Source organism: Streptomyces sp. NPDC054796 (assembly GCF_053611545.1).
Genome location: NZ_JBSHAO010000026.1, coordinates 108,757 through 129,647 on the forward strand (window position 1 = coordinate 108,757; position 20,891 = coordinate 129,647).

The following is a 20,891-nucleotide window of genomic DNA, read 5'->3' on the forward strand; positions in this document are numbered from 1 at the left end:
CGCCGCCCACACCGCTCAGGACGTCCCCACCGCGCCCACAACCCCATTCGCGGAGGAAACCGAGGGGCGAATAGCGCGCCGGTGAACGGGATTTGTCACGGCGCCGACGGAAAGCCGGAAAATCCACGGGCCGCACACCGGCCACCAGCACGGCCAAAACCGCCCGGACGGGCGGAGTTGTCACCTCGGGACAAGTTTTCCGGGGGCCGGGGAGAAAAATTGCGCCTCCGTTGACCCCGTTCCCGGTGAATTCTAACTTCGCGACTGCCGCGGAATACGGGCTCTCCCCAGGGAAATCGGCGCCCCGCCGCGGCCGTACCGTCCGTCCCTCTGGAGGCACCCATGCAGCAGGCACATTCCCCCGCTCCTGGCGGAGCGCATATCCGGGGCGTCGCGGCGGGCCGTGGCCGCGGCGCCGAGGAGACCGTTCCCGCGGCGCTGACGCGCTGGGCGCGGGAGCGGGGCACACGGCGCGCCTTCAGTTTCGTGGAGTTCTCCGAGGAGTTCCCGCAGGGCGTGCACCGCACGCTGACGTGGAGCCAGGTGGACCGGCGGGCCCGTGCCGTCGGCGCGCGGGTGTCCGCGCTGGCGGCGCCGGGCGACCGGATCGCCCTCATGGCGGCCCAGGGCCTCGACTACGTCGTCGGCTTCCTGGGCTGCCACTACGCGGGCGCCGTCGCCGTGCCCCTGTTCACCCCCGACCTGCCGGGGCACTCCGACGGCCTGGGCGCCGCGCTCGCCGACTGCGCCCCGGCCGCCGTGCTCACCTCGCGAGAAGCGGCCGAGCGCGTACGCGCGCACGTCGCCCTGCACCTCGGCCCCGGAGGGCCGCCCGTGGAGACCGTCGGCCATGTTCCGGTCGCCGCGGCGGCCGGGGGCTGGGAGCCGCTGGTGCCCTCGCCCGACGCCGTGGCCTGCCTCCAGTACAGCTCGGGCTCGACGCGCGCGCCCACCGGCGTGACGATCACACACCGCGCCCTGGCGGCGTCCGCCCGGCAGGCAGCGGACGCCTTCGCCGCTCCCGGCGGCGGGTTCACCGCCGTGAGCTGGCTGCCCCTCTTCCACGGCATGGGGCTCGTCCTCGGCGTCGCGGCCCCCGTGCTCAGCGGCGCCTCCTCCGTCCTCATGGCCCCCGACGCGTTCCTGCGCCGCCCGGTGCGCTGGCTGCGGCTGCTCGCGCTGCACCCGTACGCGGTGAGCGCCGCGCCCGACTTCGCCTACGGGCTCGCCGCCGCGCGCGTCCCCGAGGGGGAACGGCGCGAGCTGCGGCTGGAGCGGGTCGCCAGGCTCGTCGACGGCGGTGAACCCGTGCGTCCAGAGACCGTGCGGAACTTCCAGCGCGCCTTCGGGCCCTGCGGGCTCCCGCCGGAGGCCCTGTGCCCGGCGTACGGGCTGTCCGAGGCGACGGCCCTCGTCACCGCCGTGCCCCGCGGCACCCCGCCCACCGCGCTGCGCGCCGACCGCGCCGAACTGGCCAGGGGCCGCCTCGTCCCCGCCCGCGCCCGCTGCCGGGAGGTGAGCGCGCTGAGCGGCTGCGGGGTGCCCGTCGGCCAGTCGGTGGCCGTCGCCGACCCCCTGTCCGGCATCCGGCTGGAGCCGGGCCGGGTGGGCGAGGTCTGGGTACGGGGCCCCAACGTGGCGTGCGGCTACTGGGGCCGCGCCGACCGGACAGCCGAGACCTTCGGCGCCCGGCTGCTGGGCGCGGACGGCGCGCCGCTGGAGGGCTCGTGGCTGCGCACCGGTGACCTGGGCGCGTTCCACGGGGGCGAACTCTTCGTCACGGGACGGCGCCAGGACCTGATCATCGTGGACGGCCGCAACCACTACCCGCAGGACATCGAACGCACCGTCCAGGACGCCCACCGTGCCGTGCGGCGCCACCGTCTCGCCGCGTTCTCCGTGCCGTACGGCACGTCGGAGGAGGTCGTCGTGGTGGCCGAGCACCGCCGCGACCGCTCCGGCCCCCGCACGGAGGGCCCGGGCACGGAGGAGCTGGACCCGGAGGCGGTGGCCCGCGCGGCGCGCGAGTCCGTCGCCCTCGAACACGGCGTACGGCTCGCCGACTTCGCCCTCGTGCCGCCGGGCGCGGTGCCGCGCACGACGGGCGGCGGGATAAGCCGCACGGCCTGCCGCGAGCGGTACCTCAGCGGCGAACTGCCCCGCTACGAGGGGAGCCGGGCATGACGGCCACGGGGGCGGCGAGGGAGGTGGGGGGCGCGGGGAAGGTACCCGTTCCCGTTCCCGTTCTCGTTCCCGTCGTCGCCGCCGTCAGCGGTGCCGACGAGGCGCGGGTGCGCGCGACGGCGGCGCGGCTCGCGGAGTGGCTGGAATCCGACGCGGGGCGCCGCACTCCGCTGGAGGACATCGGGCGCACGCTGGCCGAGCGGGCACGGTGCGGCGGTGATGTGCGGACCGCGCTGGTCGCCAGGGACCACGGCGAACTGGCGCGCGGACTGCGGGCCGTCGCAGCGCGGCACCACGCGCCGCCCGTGCTCCGGAGCCCGGCGCCGGGGCCCTGTGGCCCGTCCGGCCTGGTGTGGGTGTTCCCCGGGAGCGGGACGCCGTGGCCGGGGATGGGCGCGCGGCTGCTGGCCGCCGAACCGGGTTTCGCCGCGGCCGTCGACGAGTTGGAGCCCGTGCTGCTGGACGAGTGCGGCGTCTCCCTGCGCGCCGCGCTGGCGGCCGGGAGCGAGGCCGGTGACGGCGGGGCCGAGGGGGGCGGGTCCCCTGTGGTGCGCTACGGGACCCAGCTGGCGCTGGCCGCGCTGTGGCGCTGCTACGGGGTCCGACCTGCCGCCGTGCTCGGGCACGCGAGCGGCGAGGTCACCGCGGCGGTCGTCGCGGGCAGCCTCACTCCCCGCGAGGGCGCTCGGCTCGTGCAGGCCCGCGCCCGCGTCCGTGCCCGTGCCCGTCGTGCCGCCGGCACCGGGCGGGAGGGCGTCGCCCCGGCACGCCGGGAGGCCGAATCCGCCGTGCGCGACGCCCGGTTCCGACGGGCCGTCGCCCTGGCGGTGGCGGAGGGGGCGACGGGAGCGATGGGAGCGGGGTTCCTGGAGATCTCCCCGCACCCGGTGCTCGCCGGACCGCTCGCGCACTCCGTACGGGCGACGGGTGCCGGGGAAGCGCTGATCGTGCCGACGCTGCGCCGCGCCGACGACGCGGCCGTGGCCTTCCGTACGAGCCTGGCGGCGCTCTTCGTCCACGGAGCCCCGGTCGATCTGCGGCAGGCGCACCCGGCCGGAAAGGTGCGCGAACTGCCCACCGCGCCCGGTATCCGCGACGCGGTCTCCGTGGACGCCGCCGGCGCCGCGTACATCGCGGACCGGCTGGCCAGGATGATCGCCGTCGTCCTGGGGCACGCGCCCGAGCGGGGCGACCGCCTCGACAGGACGGTGCCCCTCACCGAGCTGGGCCTGGACTCACTCATGGGCGCACGCGTCCGGCTCGCCGCCGAGCACGAGTTCGGGCTCGTCCTCCCCGTACGCCTGATGCTCCACGGCACGACGATCGACGAGGCCGCCGCGTGCGTCGCGGCACGCATCGGCGGGCGCTCCGGGGCCCCGGACGCGGCACCGCCGCGCCCCGCCGCACCGGCCGACGCCGCGCCGTCGCCCGCGTACCCACGGCTGCGCAGGCTCCGCGCGGGCAGCGGCGACGGGGAAGGCGACCGCGACGGCAACGGGACAGGGGACGCGCCGCCGCTCTTCCTCGCCCACCCCGTGGACGGCCCGGCCTCCGTCTACCAGGCGCTCGCCGACCGGCTGCCGGCGGGCACCGCGGTGTACGGGCTGGAGCGCCCCGAGTCCCCCGGCGGGGCGGCCGAGCGCGCGGCGCTCTGCGCGGAGTGGGTCAGGGCCGTGCGCCCGCACGGCCCGTACCGGCTCGGCGGCTGGTCGCTGGGCGGCTTCCTCGCCATCGAGACGGCGCGGCTGCTGGCTGCTGGGGGCGAGAAGGTGGAGTCGGTCGTGCTGATCGATCCCGTACACCCGCACCCCGTACGCGACGCGGGCGGCGGAGCCGACGCGGCCGTCGCACCGGCCCCGTACGAGGGCCGCGTCCTGCTGTGCCGCGCCATGGAACCCGCTCCGTGCGCCGGGCGGGACGACGGCCCGGCGCCGGGCTGGGACGAGATCTGTCCGCGGCTGCGCGTCGTGACCGTGCCAGGACACCATCTGTCCCTGCTCGAACCGCCCTACGTGAACGCGCTCGCGGCCCATGTGGCGGGCGAGTTCTCCGGCCCTGTGACCCACAGTACGGCGAGCTGAGGGAGCGTCATGTCCAGCCTATCGACCGACACGGCACGCAGATCGGCGGCGGCACTGGTGGCGGCACTGGCCACCGCGGTACGGCACCAGGCGCCCCCGCCCCACGCGAGCGCCCCGAACACCCCGCCTGCGCCGCCCGGCCCGGACACCCCGGGTACCCGGGCCGGTGCGGGCCGCGCCACCGCACCGGCCCGCGGGCCGCGCGTCGTCTCCGAGCGGCGCACGGGCCCCCGCACCGTCGACCTCCTGATCGACTCGCCCGCACTGGGCCACGAGGCACCCGTACGCCTGCTGCTGCCCCGCGACTTCGACCGCGCGCCCCACGCCAGGTGGCCGGTGCTGTGCCTGCTGCACGGGGCGCACGACGACCACACGTCGTGGACGAGGGAGACGGACATCGAGGCGTTCACGGCGGACAAGGGCGTCCTTACCGTGCTGCCGTACTCGGGGCCCACGGGCATCCCGACCGACTGGTGGCGTTGGGGGCGTCCTGGGGCGCCCGACTACGAGACGTTCCAGGTGGACGAGGTGATGGACGTGCTGCGGTGCGGCTACCGCGCCGCGCGCGCACGCGCCGTCGCCGGGATCTCGACGGGCGGCTACGGCGCGATGGCCCAGGCGGCCCGCCACCCCGGCGCCTTCCGCGCCGCCGCGTCGTACAGCGGGCTGACCGACACGACGCTGCGGGGCATGCCCGCGTTCGTCCACTCCCTCGTGGCCCGCGAGCATCTGCCCCCGCGCTCCCTGTGGGGCAGCCCGCGCGCCCAGTCGGCCAACTGGCACGCGCACAACCCCCGTGCGGGCGCGAGGGCGTTGCAGGGCACGGCCCTGTACGTCTCGTGCGGCAGCGGCGGTGGCGACGGCAGTGGCGGCGGGGCGCTCAAGCATGCCGAGGACCCCTGGCGCGCCGAGGTGCTGGAGAGCGTCATGTGGACAGCGGCCAAGAGCTTCACCGCCCGGCTGGAACAGCTCGGCATCCCGGCGACGACGCACCTCTACAGCGGCGGCACGCACACCTGGCCGTACTGGTGGCGCGAGTTCCGCCGCTCATGGCCACTCCTGGCCCAGTCCCTCGGCCTCGGCTCCGACTCCGAGCCCGGTTCCGGTTCCGGTCCCGAGCCCGGTTCCGGGTCCGGTTCCGGCGGCAGAGGCGGCACATAACCCAGGCGCCCCGCCACAGGGCCGCCCCGCAGCAGGGGCCTGGTTGCTCCCCGGGCCCCGTCGAGGGCCGCCGGGACCGTGGAAATCCCCCGACTACGGGACCGGCGGCCCACCCCCGCGCCCATGCCCGGACGCGGCGCCCCGCGCCGCGCCCGCGCTCTTCCGCCGCTGCTCGACGGTCCCGTTCCGGCCGCCGCCGGACAGCTTGTCGAGCAGCACCCGCACGCGCAGGGCGATCTCCAGGTCGAACCGCGCGCCCGGATCGCGCCAGCCCTCCCCGTACAGCTCCTCGATCTGCCGCAGCCTGTAGCGCACGGTCTGCGGATGGACGCACATGCGCCGGGCGACCTCGGGTGCGCTGCCGCCCGACTCCAGGCACGTCAGCATCGTCTCGGCGAGGCGGTCGCGCTGCTTCGGGGTCAGTTTCGCCAGTGGCGCCAGGGTGTGCTCTGCGAGGCGGCGGATCAGCGCGTCGTCGTCCAGCAGGATCAGCGTCGAGAGGTGATCGTCGCAGTGCACGACCCGGCGTCCGTCGCCCAGCCCGTGCTGGGCCAGGTCCAGCAGCTTCCGCGCGCGACGCGCTGAAGCGGCGGCCTGCGACACGGGCACTGCGGGCCCGATGGCGGCCCGCCAGCCGCGCAGCCTGCGCTCCCACTCGGCCTTGGGGCTGGCGGGCCGGGCGGGGAGGAGGAGAAAGGGATCGGCGCGGTGCGTGTCGGCAAGCGCCTCGCTGCCCCAGGGCGCGGGCCCTGCGGCGAGCGCGTCCCTGCGGGGGCGCGGCAGCAGCGCGACCGCGACGACGGAGTCGGGCAGCGGCCAGCGCGCCGAGCGGGACAGTTCCCTGATCGTCCTGGCGGGCACCTCCTGCGCGGTGAGGAGGAGTTCGAGGAGCCGTCTGCGCTGCTCCAGCTCCTCCGTGGTGACCGAGCGCTGGGCCTCGCGGTAGCCCTCGGCTGTGCGGGTGGCCAGTTCGTCGATGTACTCGAAGACGGCCTCCGCGAGCTGGTACATGCGCGCGGCGGGGATGCCCGCCTGTCGTCCGAGCGCCACCCAGCGGCGCCAGGCGATCCTGGCGCCGAGCCGGTAGGCCGCCTGGAGCGCCTCCAGATCGTGGCCCTCCAGCATCCGGTCGCGGCCGAGGGCGCGGTAGAGCTGCGCCGTCCGGGGGTCGAGCCCTGCGGGGGCCTGCGGGTCCGCGACCCGGTCCACGAACGTGCTGAGCGCGTGCACGACCCCGCGCCGTACGAGCCGCTCGTCGCGTTCCCCGGGGCGGGCCGTTATCCCGGGTATGGTCCGCCGGATCTCCCGTATGGTCTCCTCGGCCAGATCCCCCAATTCCGAACGCATTCGGGGGGCCATCTCACGCGGCAGTAACGTCCACTCGCTGCCCGCGGAAGACATTAAGGGCAGCCTCCTTTCGCGGGAATTCTTGAATACACAATCAGACAGTGCGTCATTCCGCAGTACCCGTCGCCTGCTCGCGACGGTGCAGAAGCTTATGACCCGGTATCCTCCGTGAAACACCTCATTTCCGGCCACCCCACCCGCCGTTCCCGTTCCCGTTCCTGTTCACGTTCGCGTTCGCGTTCGCGTTCGCGTGAGAGGAACGGCCGTGAATTCCTCCCGTCCTTGGGCTCCTCCGGATTCGGGGCCCGGCCGGCCCGGTCGGTTCGGTCCGTGCCGGATTACCCCCGTGCCCGGCCCGGCCGCCGGATCCCGGCGCGTGGGAGCGCCGGGAGAAAGCGTCCGGTGCGGGCCATGTAGCGCCGGTACTCGGCCCCGTAGCGCGGCGAACGGACCATGCGCCGCTCCTCGCGCACCGCGCTGACGTGCAGCGCGACCCCTCCGTAGCAGAGCGCGGCGAGGGTCACCCCGTGCGGCAGCAGGGCGAGGGCCGCGAGGAGCGCCAGCAGGAAGGCGGCGCAGAGGGGGTGGCGCACGTGCGCGTAGGCGCCGTGCGTGACGAGCCGGTGCGGAGCCTCCCCGTCCCCCTCCCCCGGTGAGCGGTGGTCGCCGTGGCTGCCGAGGACCCTGGCGATCAGGAAGACGGACGCCGCGCTCAGGGCCAGCGAGGCGCCGGTCAGCGGAGCCTGCCAGCCGACGGGGGTGAGGGGCCGCCACCCCAGCACGGCGGCGCCCGCGACGAACAGCGGGGCCGTCAGAAAGGGCAGCGCCGTCAGCCACCAGCGCGCGGGGAGTTCGCCGTCGGGGCGCGGGAGCGGACCCGGGAGGAGCCTCGGGAGCGTGGCGATGAGCGCGAAGTTCAGCAGCAGCGGCCAGAGCGCGGGGTCCGCGGGATGTGTGGGCTGCGCCGGGCGCGCGGGGAGTACGGCGAGGTCGCGGCGGGCGACGGCGGCCGAGGGCCGCGTCCGCACCTCCCCTCCCGACGCGTCGGCCCGGCCGCCCCGCGACGTCGGGGGCGACGGGGAGGACGGGGAGGACGGGGAGGTGACGACGATCCGGTGCGCGGGGACGTCGCCCACGGAACGGGCCCACCCGTCGGACGCGCCGTGCCCCTCCGGGGTGGCGGCGCGCGGCGCGAGCGCGGGGAGGACGAGCAGGGCCAGCGCCGCGCCCGCGACGGCCAGCAGCGGCACGGACCCCCACGCCGCCGAGCCGGACGGGCCGGGCGCGCCGACCGGACGCCACGGACGCCTCACGGCCGGCCCAGCAGCCGGGCCAGGTCGCCGAGCGTGGTCACCTCGCGCAGCCCGGCGTGCGCCCGCACGTCATCGCCCTCCTCTTCGAGGTCCACCGCCATCTCGACCAGCAGGAAGCTCTCGGCGGCCAGTTCGCGCAGGGTGGTCGCGGGCGTGAGCCGTTCGACGGGCAGGGACAGCGTCGCGCCGACGCGCGCGGCGACCTCGTCGAACGTGACGGAGGGCGAAGGCGGAGAGGGGGCGGGCGCAGGCGCCCACGGCTCCGGGACGCCCCCGCCGCCCCCGCCCTCGGACCCGGACCCGGACCCGGAGCGCCGGTGAAAGGCCGCGGCCACCGTCAGCCAGGTGTCACCGCAGTGCCCCGTGGCGTAGCCGAAGACGGCGCCGCCCTCACCCATGCCCTCACCCTCCGCCTCACCGCCGCGCCGCCCCGCCCGCCCCTGCCGCGCCGCCGCGTTCGCGGGGAGGTAGTCGGCGAGCGTGGTGCGCGCGTTGGCGGGGTCGGCCTTGAACAGGGCCTCCTTCACCGTCCACAGCCGCGCCAGTTCGTCGGCCCGCTCCGCCTCCGGAAGCCCCGCGAGCCAGTCGCGCTCGCGGTCGCCGAGGAAGAAGCGGCCCGCGTCCGGCCGCACGGTCCGTGCCCGTACGGCGTCGGCGTCGGCCTCGGCGTCGACGCCGACGTCCACGCCGACCCCGGCCAGCGCGGGCCCGGCGTACGCCGCCGCTGCCGCCGCCGCTGCGCCCCTGGTGTGGGACAGCGAGAGCCACGGGTGCGGGAAGGCGTATCCGGCCGAGTCGGCAGGTTCGCCGAGCATGCCGAGGAGCAGCCGCAGCGCGAACCGCGAGATCAGCCACTGGCGCTGCCGCTCCTCGCCGGACAGCGCCCGGACGGTGGCGCGTTCGCGGCGGGTCAGCGTCCGCTCGGGCAGCCGGGCACGGGTCAGCACGGCCAGCACCCGCGCGTCGCGCCCCGGAGGACGCCCCACGGGGCCCTCCGCGCGCCAGGGCACGGCGCTCACGCCGCACCGCCCCGCGTCCACGCGCCGTCGCGCACCCGCACGGCCGCGTCCTCCAACTGCGGCCAGGAGGCGGGGTCCGTGCCGTGCCTGTCGACGACGGCCAGCAGCCACCGCTCGACGCCGAAGGCCGTGCAGGCGCTGTGGGCCGGACGGTCGCCGCGCGTGATGCCGAAGGCGGTGCCGAAGTGGTCGTGGTGCCGGTTCGCCGAGGCGAGGGCGAGGCCGCCGTCACCGTCACCGTCGCCGCCGTAGAGCGCCTCCCGCTTGACGGGCTGTACGCGCTGGAAGACGCCGCGCGGGTCACGGCCGGGCCGGAAGACCGAGTCGGTCGCCCGGTGCCAGCGCAGCGGCACCTGCACCAGCGCGCCGAACCGGTCCACGACGGCGCGGCCACGCTCCAGGAAGGACGCGGTCTCCCTGCCCGTACCGACGCAGACGATCTCCCGCATGGTGAAGCTGCTCATGCGGCGCAGCGGCGCGTAGCTCCCCTCGTTCCTGAAGCAGGTGTTACGGGTCGTCAGGTACAGGGCGCGCTCCAGCCGTGCGCCCTGGTGGCGGACGTAGAGGTGGTAGCAGGCCGAGGGGGTCAGCACCCGGTCGGGCGGGGCGAGTTCGGCGCCGACGACGCGGCCACTGGCGTCCACGCCCGGCCCGTCGACGAACTGGTTGAGGCTGTGCTCGTCGGGGCGCAGTCCGGTGGCGAGGACGGCGTGGTGCGGGAACGCGCGCAGGTACCCGGCCCGTTCGGCGCTCTCGGCGGGCAGCGCCGCCGGGTGCTGCTCCTCCTCCGCGCCCCAGATCGCGGCGAGCCGCAGGAAGGCGCGGTCGCAGTCCTCGGCGAGGCGCAGCAGGGGCCCGCTCAGCGCCGCCTGGCCGGAGGCGTCCCAGGTCAGTCCCGCGCGGGCCAGTGCCTCCACGGTCACCCCGCACGCGCCGCCCGCGCCGTTCACCCTGCTCGCCCCGTTCACCGCGGCTTCCCCGCCCGCGCGCCGCCGCCGTCCGCTCCGGACACGTCGTGGACGGACACGTCGTGGAGGGACGCGTCGTGGAGGGACGCGCGGGGAACGGGTAAGTCGTGCGCGTACGAGTCGACGTATGCAGCCGTCACTACAGCACTCCCCTGGCCCGCTGCCGCGGTCCGTGGTCTCGTGATCCCGCGGTACCGGGTCTCGTGTGGTCCCATTGGCCCCCGCTCGGCCCTCGCGCTCAGCCTCACACCGCGCCACCTGCCGATCCATGACCGGCTGCTGCGGATTCCGCCGCGCTCACTGTGCGCCGCGCACACCGCTCGGGCCGGGTCCCGACGGCAGGGTGCGCAGCGCGACGAGGGTCATCTGGCAGGCCAGTTGGTGGCGCTCGTCGTCGAGCGAGCCGCCGGTCAGCTCCTCGACGCGGCGGAGCCGGTTGAGGACGGTGTTGCGGTGGCAGTGGAGCTGGTGCGCGGCCTTGGAGGCGGAACGGCCGCTGCGGAACCAGGCGTCGAGGGTGTCCAGCAACAGCTCCCTGCCCTGGCGGTCGCACTCCAGGAGCCGTCGGAAGGTGTGCTTCGCCAGGCGCCGCGCGACGTACGGGCTGGTCACCACGAGGGCCTCCAGCAGCCGGTCGTCGAAGACGGCGACACCGGTCGCGCCCGGCGCGGCCAGCGTCTGGAGCGCCGTCTCCGCGTAGTGGTGCGCCGTCGCCACCTCGGCGAGGGTCCCGACCTCGGCCGAGACGCCGACGCGGCGCGTGTCCGCTGCCACGAGCCAGTCGGTGAGCCGCCGCAGCGGGGTACGGCCCAGCTCCAGCACGCCGATCTCGCGGTCGGCCCGCACGCGCCACGCGGCCCGTACCGCCCCGGCGGGGACGGCGCGGCTGAGCGGATGCGCGGGCCGCTCACCGGCCCCAGGACCCTGGCTCTGGCCCTGCCCCGGCCCGGACCCCTGGCCCGACCCCGATGCCGACCCCGATGCCGGTCCCGGTCCCGGTCCCAGCCCCGGGAACGGGCCCAGCCCCGGCCGTCGGGGCGCGACGATCACCACGAACCGGCCCTGCCGGGGGAAGCCGAGCACGACCTGGGCCTCGGCGGCCACGGACGGCTCGGCGCCGCGCCCGTCGATGAGCCGGTCGAGGAGCGCGTTGCGCCGCTCCGCCGTGCGCCAGGCGGGGTTGCCGGTACGGGCTGCGCGGTGCCCCTCGATGAGGGCGTGGGAGTAGCCGTCGAGCGCCTCCCAGACGGGGCCGCTCTCGTCGATGAGCCGCTGCACCGTGTCGGGCGGCCCGGAACGCGCCTGGTCGAACAGCCGCTGCCACAGCACCTGGGTGGCGAGCCGGTGCGTGTGCAGCAGGGACTCGACGGTCACTCCCTTGCGGGCCCGGCAGTGCCCCCACTCCTCGGGGGCCGTGACGGCGTCGTCCCCCAGGGGCGGCATGCCCGCGAGCATCCGGAGGAAGGCGAGGACGTTCTCGCGCAGCGAGCGCCGGAACTCGGCCTCGGCGTCCTTTTCCAGGACCAGCTCCTGACGGTCGACGATCAGTTCCATGAGCTGGTCGATCAGTTGCGGAAGCTGCTCGATCAGCGACTCGGCGAGCGCGGGCACGACCACCAGATGCCCACTGTTCCCTCTGTTTCCGCTGTTCCCGTTCCGCCCGCTCCTCCTCCCCGCCCCGTTCTTCTCGCGACGCGCGCGTTCCCCCGGTGGCGGCAGTGCCCCTGACATGCGAAACCCCTTCTCGTCGGGCAGCGCGGAATCCGTCAGCGGTTGACCGCTGAACGGGTATCCGACTGGGTGGTCGGTCACCGCAACCCCGTTGTCACGCACGCTAGGAGTAATCCGAAGAAGACGCAGAGTGTTCACCATTGGTGTGACGATCGCCACGAACAGCTAAAGGTTCTTCACAATCCCCGCTATATCTTCATGCGTGACGACATGCGTCAACCCCGCCCGGACGCAGGGCCGTCGGGCCCCGCGCCGGTCCCGGGCAGGCCCCCGCTCAGCGGCGCCGCCTCCCGCGCGCCGCCGCCTCCGGGCCACGCAGCACCCGGGCCGCCATGCGCGGCGCGAACAGCGCCGAGGGCGGGTCGAGCAGCATCGTCACCCGCAGCAGGCCCGCCGCCACCACGGGGTCGTGGTGGGCGACCCGGCGCAGCCGCAGCATGTAGCCGTCCGCCAGCCGGGCGCTCCGCGCCCGCTTGCCCTCGGCCCCCGGCAGCGTGAGATCGGCCTCCGCAGCGAGCCGCCACGGGGTGTCCAGCACCTTGGCAGCGGCGCGGTAATAACGTCGCGGCAGCTCCTCCTGGCCGCCCTCCCGCAGACACCGCTCCAGCACCTGGGCCTCCAGCACGGCGACGGTCATGCCCTGCCCGTACACGGGGTTGAAGCTGCACACCGAGTCCCCGACGGCGACCAGCCCGTCGGGCAGCGCCGTCAGCTTCTCGTACCACCGCCGCACGCCGTCGGGGAAGCGGTAGGCGAACCCGTCGTCCAGCGGCTCGGCCCTGCTCAGCGCCGCCTCGACGCGCGGCGGCACGAAGGTGCGGGCAAAGGCCCTGAACTCCGCCAGGTCCGTGGGCGGATGGTCGCCCTGCACCCCGGAGAGGGTCAGCAGCCAGCGGTCGCCCTCCTGGAGCATCCCCGCCAGACCACGGGTGGGATGCCCCGGCACGGAGGCGACGAGGAGCGCCCTGTCGGAGCCGAGCGCGTCCTCGGGCATGCGGAAGAGGCGGCTGGTGTAGCCCAGATCGACCTTGACGCGTCGCTCCGACGGGCGCGCGTACCCCAGTTCCGCCAGCCACGCGGCGCCGCGCCCCGCACGTCCGAGAGCGTCCACGACCAGCTCGCCGCGCACCACTTCCCCGCCCGTGCCGCCCTCGGCGACCGACGGGCGCCCACGAGTCCGTATCCGTACGCCGGTGACGCGCGAGCCCTCGGCGGTCAGCCCGGTCGCGTCGTACCCCTCGATGATCTTCACCTGGCCGAGCGCGGCCACCCGTTCGCGTACCACCGACTCCAGCAGCGGTCTGGACGCCTGCACCATGCGCGCCCGGGCGTCCCCGCGCGCCAGCTCGCCCCCGGCGAGGTTGTACGACGCCTCGGTCAGCAGCGTGCTCACCGGGGCGCCCAGGCTCTCCAGTTCGCCGGTGAGGCCGGGGAAGAGCACATCGATCGCCTCCCCGCCGCGCGCGAGCAGCGCGTGCACGTGCCGGCCCTGCGGCACCCCGCGACGCGGCACCGCCTCACCCGGCAGCCGGTCGCGCTCCACCACCGTCACCCGGTCGAAGTGCCACGCCAGCGCCCTGGCCGCCAGCAGACCGCTGATCCCGGCTCCGAGCACGATCGCGTGCCCCATCCGTTCACCCCGCCTTCCCTTCGGGCCGCCGCGCCGGACCGTCCGGCCGGTCCGGTCCAGTCCCACGGGCCTGGGCCCGGCCCCCACCCACTCACCGCACCCCCACTCTCCGCACCCCCGTGAATTGCGCAAGGACCGGGCTCAGCCGACGCCCCTTTCCAGCCGCGCGGCACACCCCGGCGGCACCGGCGCCAGGGCGCACGAGCGGCGAGCGAGCAGCGGCGGAACGGGGCGCGAGCAGCGGGGAACGGGGCGCGACGGCGCTGCCGCATGGCGGGAAAACAGGGGGAAACGTGGCGGAGTCATGGGTGAGTCATGGGGGAACCGTGGGGGGAGTTCGCCGTCCTCCGGCCGTTGACCCAGGTGGAGGCATGGCGTGGGGCGCTCGTGCGAACCCGCGCGCGGTTCACGCGCGCCTCGTGCCGTTCCGGAAGAGGATCGGCTAGCGATGGAGCATGAGCGATCTTCTGGACGCCCTGGAGAACCAGGCATTTCTGACCGACGCCCTGGAGGAGCACTTCGGACGTCCGCGCGGCTGGCCGCTCAGGATCAGGGCGGCCTGCGCCCAGTTGCGCAGCCTCCACCACCTCATGGGCGAGGCCGACTACGCCGCGTTCCTGGACTGCGTCGTCCGCGCCCTCGACCACCAGCGGGAGCCCTTCGCCGAGTTCCCTTCCCGCCCGTACAGCACCTGCCTGGCGCAGGCGCTCAAGGAGCGCTACGGCGAACGGGTGCCGGAGACCGCCGAGGTCGCCTGGCACACCGTGCTGGGGCTGTGCAGCCTGCTCGGCGACGAGGACTTCGACCGCGTCATGCTCGCCGCCGCGTGCGCCAAGGCAGGCGGCGAGGCCAGGGAGCACGCGCTCTCGTGACGTCCCGTCACCCGGCGCGCTGCGTCAGCGTCAGCTAGACAGCGGCTGTTCCGCCGTCTCGGCGGTGGCCGTCGGCGCCTTGGCCGCGGGGCCCGCGGGCGGCGTGCGGCCCAGCAGGCGGCGCATCCCCTCCACGGCGGGGGCCGTCCAACGGGCGGCGAGCGGGCCCGCGATCACGAGCAGCAGGACGTACGCCGTCGCGAGCGGGCCGATGCGGGGTTCGACGCTGACCGCGAGCCCCGCGATGACGATGGAGAACTCGCCGCGCGCCACCAGCGCCCCGCCCGCGCGCAGCCGTCCGCGCGGGCTGATCCCGGCGCGCCTGGCCGCGTACCAGCCGGTGAAGACCTTGGTGCAGATGGTCACGACGGCCAGCAGCAGCGCGGGGAACAGCACGGGCGGGATGTCCGACGGGACCGTCGAGAGCCCGAAGAAGACGAAGAAGATCGCGGCGAAGAGGTCGCGCAGCGGGGTCAGCAGGGCGCGGGCGTTCTCCGCTGTCTCGCCGGAGAGCGCGATGCCGACGAGGAACGCGCCGACGGCGGCCGAGACCTGGAGCTTCTGGGCTATCCCCGCGACCAGCAGCGTGAGCCCGAGCACGACGAGGAGCAGCATCTCGGGGGTGTCGGAGCTGACGGCCTTGCTGATGGCCCGGCCGTGCCGCAGCGCGGCGTAGAGGACGAGGCCGACGGTGCCCAGGGCGATGATCAGCGTGACACTGCCGCCCGCGAGCCCGACTCCGGCGAGCAGCGCGGTCAGCAGCGGAAGGTAGACGGCCATGGAGAGGTCCTCCATGACCAGCACGCCGAGGATGACCGGGGTCTCCTTGTTGCCGAGGCGGCCGAGTTCGGTGAGGACCTTCGCGATGACGCCGGACGAGGAGATCCAGGTGACGCCCGCGAGCGCGACGATCGCCGCAGGCCCCCAGCCGAGCAGGAACCCGGCGACGGCCCCAGGGGTGGCGTTGAGCAGGAAGTCGACGATGCCGGAGGGGTACTGGGTCTTGAGGCTGGTCACCAGCTCGGACGCCGTGTACTCCAGACCGAGCAGCAGCAGGAGCAGCAGCACCCCTATCTCGGACCCGACCTCGATGAACTCCTCGGTGGAGGTCAGCGGGAAGAGACCGCCCTGCCCGAACGCGAGCCCGCCCAGCAGGTAGAGGGGGATCGGGGACATACCGATGCGCCCGGCGAAGCGGCCGACGAGGCCCAGGCCGAGGATCACGGCCCCCAGCTCGATCAGGAGGACGGTGGTGTCGTGCACGTGCTGGACCTGCCCCTTCTTTGCCCTTGTCTCGTTCGCCCGGCCCCGCTCCCGCTCCTGGACCGCCCGAAGCCCCCCGGCCTCTCTGTGCTGTTTCCGCCTTACGCGTCCTCGCCCTGGATGCTCGCCTCAGTCGCCTGTCCCAGTCGCCCGTCTCAGGTGCCCGAGATGATGCGGGTCAGTTCGTCCACGCCCTCGCGGGTGCCGACCGTGACCAGTGCGTCCCCCGCCTCCAGCCGGAAGTCCGGGCCCGGCGAGGGGATCGGACCCGTGCGGCGCAGCACCGCGACGATGGAGGCGCCGGTGAGCGTGCGGGCGCGGGTGTCGCCCAGCGGACGGCCGCGGTACGGGGACTGCTTGGTGAGCGGGATGCGCTCGGTGACCAGGTCCAGATCCAGGTCGCCCGTGCCGAGCCTGGGCCCCTCCGCCGGTTCCAGCAGGTCGGCCAGCGAGGCCGCCTCGTCCGGGTCGAGGGGCACGGTGGCCTGGCAGGCGTCGGGGTCCTCGGGGTTGAAGAACCCGATGAAGCGGCGTCCGTCCTGGTGGGCGACGACAGAGATATGGCGGCCTGCGCGTGTGGCGATGTCGTACTGCGTGCCGACTCCCGGCAGCGGGGTGCGCTGCGTGGTCATGGCTGCCTCGGCCTCCTCGGACGTGTGCGCGGACGAGCCGTCTCTCGCGGACACGGCCAAGGAGGATCTTAACGCTTCCTTTATTCGAACGAGAGAGCGTCCCACCACCCGAAACGGCGCGCGGTACGACGGATGGGTACGACCCCGTACGGCCCTGTGCCCGCGCGGGGCCCCCGCTCCCGCCGGGCCGGATCACGCTCCGTCCGGGTCGGCCCTCTCCAGCGCGGGCCTCGGCCCCGGGCCCATCTCCGTCAGCAGGAAGTCCGCCGCAGCCGTGTCCGTGACCAGGCTGGTGACGAGCCCGGAGCGCAGCACGGCGCCGATCGCCGCCGCCTTGCGGTGGCCGCCCGCGATGGCGACGACCTCGGGGATGCGCCGCAGCCGCTCCGCCTCGACGGTGATGCAGCGCTCGCCGAGATCGCGGCCGATGCGGCGGCCGTGCGCGTCGAAGAGGTGCGCCGACATCTCGGCGGCGACGCCCAGCGAGGAGTAGTGCGCGCGCTCCTCGTCGCTGAGCATGTCGTGCACCGTGGAGATGCCCGGCTCCCACGAGCCGATGGAGACCGCGGCGACGGTGACCTTGTCGAAGTACTCGAAGGCGCGGGCGATGCCGGTCTGGCTGCGCAGCGCGGTGGCCGTCGACGGGTCGGGCAGCAGCATGGGCGCGTAGATGGGGTGCGCCTCTCCCCCGGCGACCTCGGCCGCCCTGCGCACGGCCTCGACGGAGCCTCGGTCGGCCGTGCCCGCGTCATAGACGCCGGTGAGCTGGACGACGGTGCACGGCGGCAACTGCCGCAGCGCGGTGGCCATGTGGATGGTGGAGCGCCCCCAGGCGAGGCCGAGGACGTCGCCCTCGGTGACCAGCTCGCCGAGGAGGTCGGCCGCGACCTCGCCCAGGTTCTCCGGGTCGGCGCCGTCGTCGGCGGACTCGGAGGAAGCGGGCTCGTTCACGGTCCCCGAGGGGGACTCGACCACGACCACGTGCCGCAGCCCGTAGCGGGCGCGGAGCGCGTCGGAGCGCTCGGCGTCAAGCTCTGCCGGAACCCGGATCTCGATCCGGACCAGGTCCCGCTCAAGGGCCGTCTCCAGCACCCTCGCCACCTTGAAGCGGCTCACCCCGAACTCGTCGGCGATCTGGATCTTGGACTTGCCCTCGAGGTAGAAGCGACGGGCCATCGCCGCCGCCTGCATGAGCTCGGCGGGCCCCATACGTGTGGTCCGACCCGACGACACCGCACTCACCTCACTGTCCTGCTGTATGTGCGCAATAGCGCTGGGCGTTCATCCTTGCAGATCCGGCGTGACCTTGATCCCACTTGTGCACGGTGCACCGATGCGGGCGCGCGCACGCCGGGGGTACTCAGTGGGAGCACGAGGCCCGGCCCGCGGCCTCCTCGGCCTGGGTGCGCAGTGCGCGCACGGCGGCCGAGGGGTCGTCGGTGCCGTAGACGGCGGAGCCCGCGACGAACACGTCGGCGCCCGCTTCCGCGCACCGCTCGATGGTGGAGGCGGAGACTCCGCCGTCGACCTGGAGCCACATCTCCAGGCCGTGCTTGTCGATGAGCTGCCGCGTCCTGCGGATCTTCGGCAGCATGATGTCGAGGAACGCCTGCCCGCCGAAGCCCGGCTCCACCGTCATCACGAGCAGCATGTCCAGCTCGGGCAGCAGGTCCTCGTAGGGCTCGATGGGTGTGGCGGGCTTGAGCGCCATCGAGGCGCGGGCGCCCTTGGCCCTGATCTCGCGGGCCGTACGGACGGGAGCGGCGGCGGCCTCGGCGTGGAAGGTCACGGAACCGGCCCCGGCCTCCACGTACCGCGGGGCCCAGCTGTCCGGGTCCTCGATCATCAGGTGGCAGTCGAGGGGGATGTCCGTCGCCCTGCTCAGCGATTCCACGACCGGGACTCCGAGCGTGAGGTTCGGGACGAAGTGCTGGTCCATCACGTCGACGTGGAGCCAGTCGGCGCCCTCGACGGCCTTGGCCTCGTCTGCGAGACGGGCGAAGTCCGCGGAAAGGATGCTGGGATTGATCAGAGCCATACGTTACACCTATCACAAAACCGCAGGTCAGAGGCGTTGAGCGGCCTCCGTATCAGCAAGCGGCCAGCACCGTTCCGAGGGCGGCCTCAGCAGCCGACGGGGGAGCGTGTCCGCGGCATGGGACCGCTCCCGGAAAAGCGCGACCCTGCCCAGCCAACCATAGGCCCCCGGTTCACCGGTCCCGATCATGCGCGGCGGACGGTACGGGGCGAGGGCCGCCCCTCTCCGCGTCTCCCCCCCGCCGCCGTCAACGACCTTACGGGGAACGGTACTTGGGGGCGGCACAGGGGGTGGAAGGAGGCGGAAGGGGGCACCCCTGGACCGGCCGGGACAGCGAAGCGGCCCGCGGCGGGGGCCGCGGGCCGGAGGGAGAGACGGGGGGGGCGGGGGCGGGCTTCGACCGGGGCCGGACAGGGCCGGACAGAGCCGGACGGTGGCGCGAACCGGCCGGTGAAGCGCTCAGCCCGTGATCTGCCGCGCCTCCCCGCCTCCGCTGATCTGGATCTTGCGGGGCTTGGCCTGCTCGGCGACCGGGACGCGCACGGTGAGCACACCCGCGTCGTAGGAGGCGCTGATCCGGTCGGTGTCCAGGGTGTCTCCGAGGAAGATCTGCCTGCTGTAACGCCCCGTCGGACGCTCCGCGGCGATCTGCTCGGCGCCCTCGGGCGCCGGGGAGCGGCGCTCGGCGCGGACGGTCAGCACGTTCCGCTCGACATCCAGGTCCACGGACTCGGGGTCGACGCCCGGCAGATCGAGGTGGACCACGACCTCGTCGCCATGACGGTAGGCGTCCATCGGCATCCCGACGGGACGCGCGGCGGTCCCGAAGACCTGCCCGGCCAGCCTGTCGAGGTCACGGAACGGGTCGGTACGCATGAGCATCACGGTCATCTCCTTCCGCGAGCGAATCTCCGGCCGGAGACGGGCCGTCCCCGGCGCTGCGATGCCCTACACCCATGTATATAGCTCACCACCATGAAACTTGACAAGTAGCGGCTCAACTTCGATGTCTGCGCAGGTCAGAACGGTGCTACGGCGCTCGCCCGGGAGGCTGCACGGGGCAGCCGGGGCCTGTCGGCCCGTGTTCCGGCCGTGCCCGGACCGCGCTCAGCCCGTACGGCGCAGCAGCGCCAGGTACATCGCGTCCGTGCCGTGCAGATGCGGCCAGAGCTGGACGTCGGGGCCGTCGCCGAGCGCGGGGACGCCGGGCATGAGGGGCCGTGCGTCGAGCAGTTCCGCTTCGCTCTCCTTGAGCAGGTCGTCGACCACGGCGCGGGTCTCGGCCAGGTGCGGCGAGCAGGTCGCGTAGCCGACGATCCCGCCCACGCGCACCGAACGCAGCGCCTGCCGCAGCAGGTCGCGCTGGAGCGGAGCGAAGCCCTCCAGGTCCTCGGGGCGACGGCGCCAGCGGGCCTCGGGGCGGCGGCGCAGCGCGCCGAGCCCCGTGCACGGCACGTCGACCAGCACCCGGTCGAAGGCGCCGGGGCGCCAGGGCGGACGGGTGCCGTCGGCGGTCACTACCTCGTAGGGGCCCGGATTCCCCTGGAGCGCGCGGGCCACGAGCCCCGCGCGGTGCGGCTGCTTCTCCGCTGCCAGCAGCGCGGCCCCGCGCCCGGCCGCCAGCGCGCCCAGCAGCGCCGCCTTGCCCCCGGGTCCGGCACAGGCGTCGAGCCACAGCCGGTCCCCGCCCTCCAGCGGGGCGTTCGCGAGTGCGATGGCCACAAGCTGGCTGCCCTCGTCCTGCACACCGGCGCGCCCCTCGCGTACGGCCTGGAGCGCGCCGGGCTCACCGCCCTCGGCGAGCCGCACAGCGTACGGCGACCAGCGGCCAGGCAGCGCCTCGCCCTCGACCCGCTCGTCGTCCAGCAGCTCCTGGGCCGTGGAGCGCCCCGGGCGCGCGACGAGGGTGACCTCGGGCCGCTCGTTGTCGGCTTCGAGCAGGTCCTCCATGCCCGCGCGCCCGCCGCCGAGCGAGTCCCACAGCGCCGAGACGACCCAGCGCGGGTGCGCGTACCGGATGCCGAGGTGCTCCTCGGCGTCCTCGTCGTACGGGGGCGCGACGCGGTCCAGCCAGCCGTCGAGGTCGTCGGCGGCGATCTTGCGGAGCACCGCGTTGACGAACTTGGCGCGCCCGTCCCCCAGCACGACGCGCGCCAGCTCGACGGTCGCGCTCACGCCCGCGTGCTGCGGGATACGGGTGCCGAGGAGCTGGTGCGCGCCCAGCGACAGCACGTCGAGCACGGGCGGGTCCACGTCGCGCAGCGGCCTGTCGACGCACTCGGAGATGATCGCGTCGTACGTGCCCTGCCTGCGCAGCGTCCCGTAGACCAGCTCGGTGGCGAGCGCGGCGTCCCGGGTGTCCAGCTCGCCCGCCTCACGGGCCTTGCGCAGCAGCGGGGGCAGCACGAGGTTGGCGTAAGCGTCCCGCTCGTCGACGGCCCGCAGCGCCTCGAAGGCGAGGATACGTACGGGGTCCCGCTTGGGGCGGCGGTAGGGCTTGGCGGGGCGGCGTGGCCGATTGCTCACGGGTGAAGGTGCTCCGGTGCGGTGATGACGAGGGCGGGGGCGGGGGCGAGCGGCTGTGGTGCTGTGGTGACCGCCCTCTTCAGCCTACGCCGCACGCCCGAGGGAACGGCCAACGGCCCGCGCGCC

General features: G+C 74.8%; 16 protein-coding genes. 4 read left to right on the forward strand and 12 right to left on the reverse strand.

The genetic code is table 11. The annotated features are described in order from the left end of the window. Positions 1–342 precede the first annotated feature (342 nt). The 3 genes from ACWGJ2_RS22070 to ACWGJ2_RS22080 are packed head-to-tail and all read left to right on the forward strand — an operon-like array spanning position 343 to position 5,426. Complete coding sequence (locus tag ACWGJ2_RS22070) at positions 343–2,184, forward strand: fatty acyl-AMP ligase (RefSeq protein WP_453347870.1); 1,842 nt, start codon at positions 343–345, stop codon at positions 2,182–2,184. Then, positions 2,181–4,265 (forward strand): acyltransferase domain-containing protein, encoded by a 2,085-nt coding sequence (locus ACWGJ2_RS22075; protein ID WP_453347871.1) that lies wholly within the window; start codon positions 2,181–2,183, stop codon positions 4,263–4,265. Before ACWGJ2_RS22070 ends, ACWGJ2_RS22075 begins: the two co-directional genes overlap by 4 nt. A gap of 9 nt (positions 4,266–4,274) precedes the next feature. Beyond that, on the forward strand, positions 4,275–5,426 hold the full coding sequence (locus ACWGJ2_RS22080; RefSeq protein WP_453347872.1) for an alpha/beta hydrolase: 1,152 nt from the start codon (positions 4,275–4,277) through the stop codon (positions 5,424–5,426). Between the two features lie 93 nt (positions 5,427–5,519). On the opposite strand, the gene ACWGJ2_RS22085 is transcribed toward ACWGJ2_RS22080, so the two are convergent. From ACWGJ2_RS22085 to ACWGJ2_RS22110, 6 genes are all read right to left on the reverse strand, one after another. Then, on the reverse strand, positions 5,520–6,773 hold the full coding sequence (locus tag ACWGJ2_RS22085; RefSeq protein WP_453347873.1) for a PucR family transcriptional regulator: 1,254 nt from the start codon (positions 6,771–6,773) through the stop codon (positions 5,520–5,522). A 338-nt stretch (positions 6,774–7,111) separates the two neighbouring features. Further along, positions 7,112–8,086 carry a methyltransferase family protein gene (locus ACWGJ2_RS22090; RefSeq protein WP_453347874.1) on the reverse strand — a complete coding sequence of 325 codons (975 nt, stop codon included), beginning with the start codon at positions 8,084–8,086 and terminating at the stop codon, positions 7,112–7,114. Then, positions 8,083–9,105: a 4'-phosphopantetheinyl transferase superfamily protein gene (locus tag ACWGJ2_RS22095; protein WP_453347875.1), complete on the reverse strand. Its 1,023-nt coding sequence runs from the start codon at positions 9,103–9,105 to the stop codon at positions 8,083–8,085. Before ACWGJ2_RS22095 ends, ACWGJ2_RS22090 begins: the two co-directional genes overlap by 4 nt. Further along, positions 9,102–10,073 (reverse strand): hypothetical protein, encoded by a 972-nt coding sequence (locus tag ACWGJ2_RS22100; RefSeq protein WP_453347876.1) that lies wholly within the window; start codon positions 10,071–10,073, stop codon positions 9,102–9,104. The genes ACWGJ2_RS22095 and ACWGJ2_RS22100 overlap by 4 nt, the downstream gene beginning before the upstream one ends. 297 nt (positions 10,074–10,370) lie before the next feature. Further along, positions 10,371–11,690: a PucR family transcriptional regulator gene (locus tag ACWGJ2_RS22105; protein ID WP_453347877.1), complete on the reverse strand. Its 1,320-nt coding sequence runs from the start codon at positions 11,688–11,690 to the stop codon at positions 10,371–10,373. Between the two features lie 388 nt (positions 11,691–12,078). Beyond that, on the reverse strand, positions 12,079–13,434 hold the full coding sequence (locus ACWGJ2_RS22110) for an FAD-dependent oxidoreductase (protein WP_453347878.1): 1,356 nt from the start codon (positions 13,432–13,434) through the stop codon (positions 12,079–12,081). A gap of 455 nt (positions 13,435–13,889) precedes the next feature. Here ACWGJ2_RS22110 and ACWGJ2_RS22115 point away from each other — a divergent pair, with 455 nt between their 5' ends. Next, positions 13,890–14,306 carry a hypothetical protein gene (locus ACWGJ2_RS22115; protein ID WP_453347879.1) on the forward strand — a complete coding sequence of 139 codons (417 nt, stop codon included), beginning with the start codon at positions 13,890–13,892 and terminating at the stop codon, positions 14,304–14,306. Positions 14,307–14,336: 30 nt separating this feature from the next. Here the strand turns inward: ACWGJ2_RS22115 and ACWGJ2_RS22120 are convergent, their stop codons facing one another. From ACWGJ2_RS22120 to ACWGJ2_RS22145, 6 genes are all read right to left on the reverse strand, one after another. Further along, on the reverse strand, positions 14,337–15,569 hold the full coding sequence (locus tag ACWGJ2_RS22120; protein WP_453347880.1) for a cation:proton antiporter: 1,233 nt from the start codon (positions 15,567–15,569) through the stop codon (positions 14,337–14,339). Between the two features lie 155 nt (positions 15,570–15,724). Further along, positions 15,725–16,201, reverse strand: a complete 477-nt coding sequence (locus tag ACWGJ2_RS22125) for a cation:proton antiporter regulatory subunit (RefSeq protein WP_453347889.1) — start codon at positions 16,199–16,201, stop codon at positions 15,725–15,727. 192 nt (positions 16,202–16,393) lie between these two features. Next, positions 16,394–17,410, reverse strand: coding sequence for a sugar-binding transcriptional regulator (locus tag ACWGJ2_RS22130; protein WP_453347881.1), 1,017 nt, complete (start codon positions 17,408–17,410; stop codon positions 16,394–16,396). A gap of 151 nt (positions 17,411–17,561) precedes the next feature. Beyond that, a complete protein-coding gene (rpe, locus tag ACWGJ2_RS22135) occupies positions 17,562–18,239 on the reverse strand; it encodes a ribulose-phosphate 3-epimerase (RefSeq protein ID WP_453347882.1) in 678 nt (225 codons plus the stop codon). Between the two features lie 459 nt (positions 18,240–18,698). Continuing rightward, a complete protein-coding gene (locus tag ACWGJ2_RS22140) occupies positions 18,699–19,121 on the reverse strand; it encodes an Hsp20/alpha crystallin family protein (RefSeq protein WP_453347883.1) in 423 nt (140 codons plus the stop codon). A 225-nt stretch (positions 19,122–19,346) separates the two neighbouring features. Next, the gene (locus ACWGJ2_RS22145; RefSeq protein WP_453347884.1) at positions 19,347–20,765 is read right to left on the reverse strand and encodes an RsmB/NOP family class I SAM-dependent RNA methyltransferase; all 1,419 of its coding nucleotides are present in this window, start codon (positions 20,763–20,765) and stop codon (positions 19,347–19,349) included. Positions 20,766–20,891 lie beyond the last annotated feature (126 nt).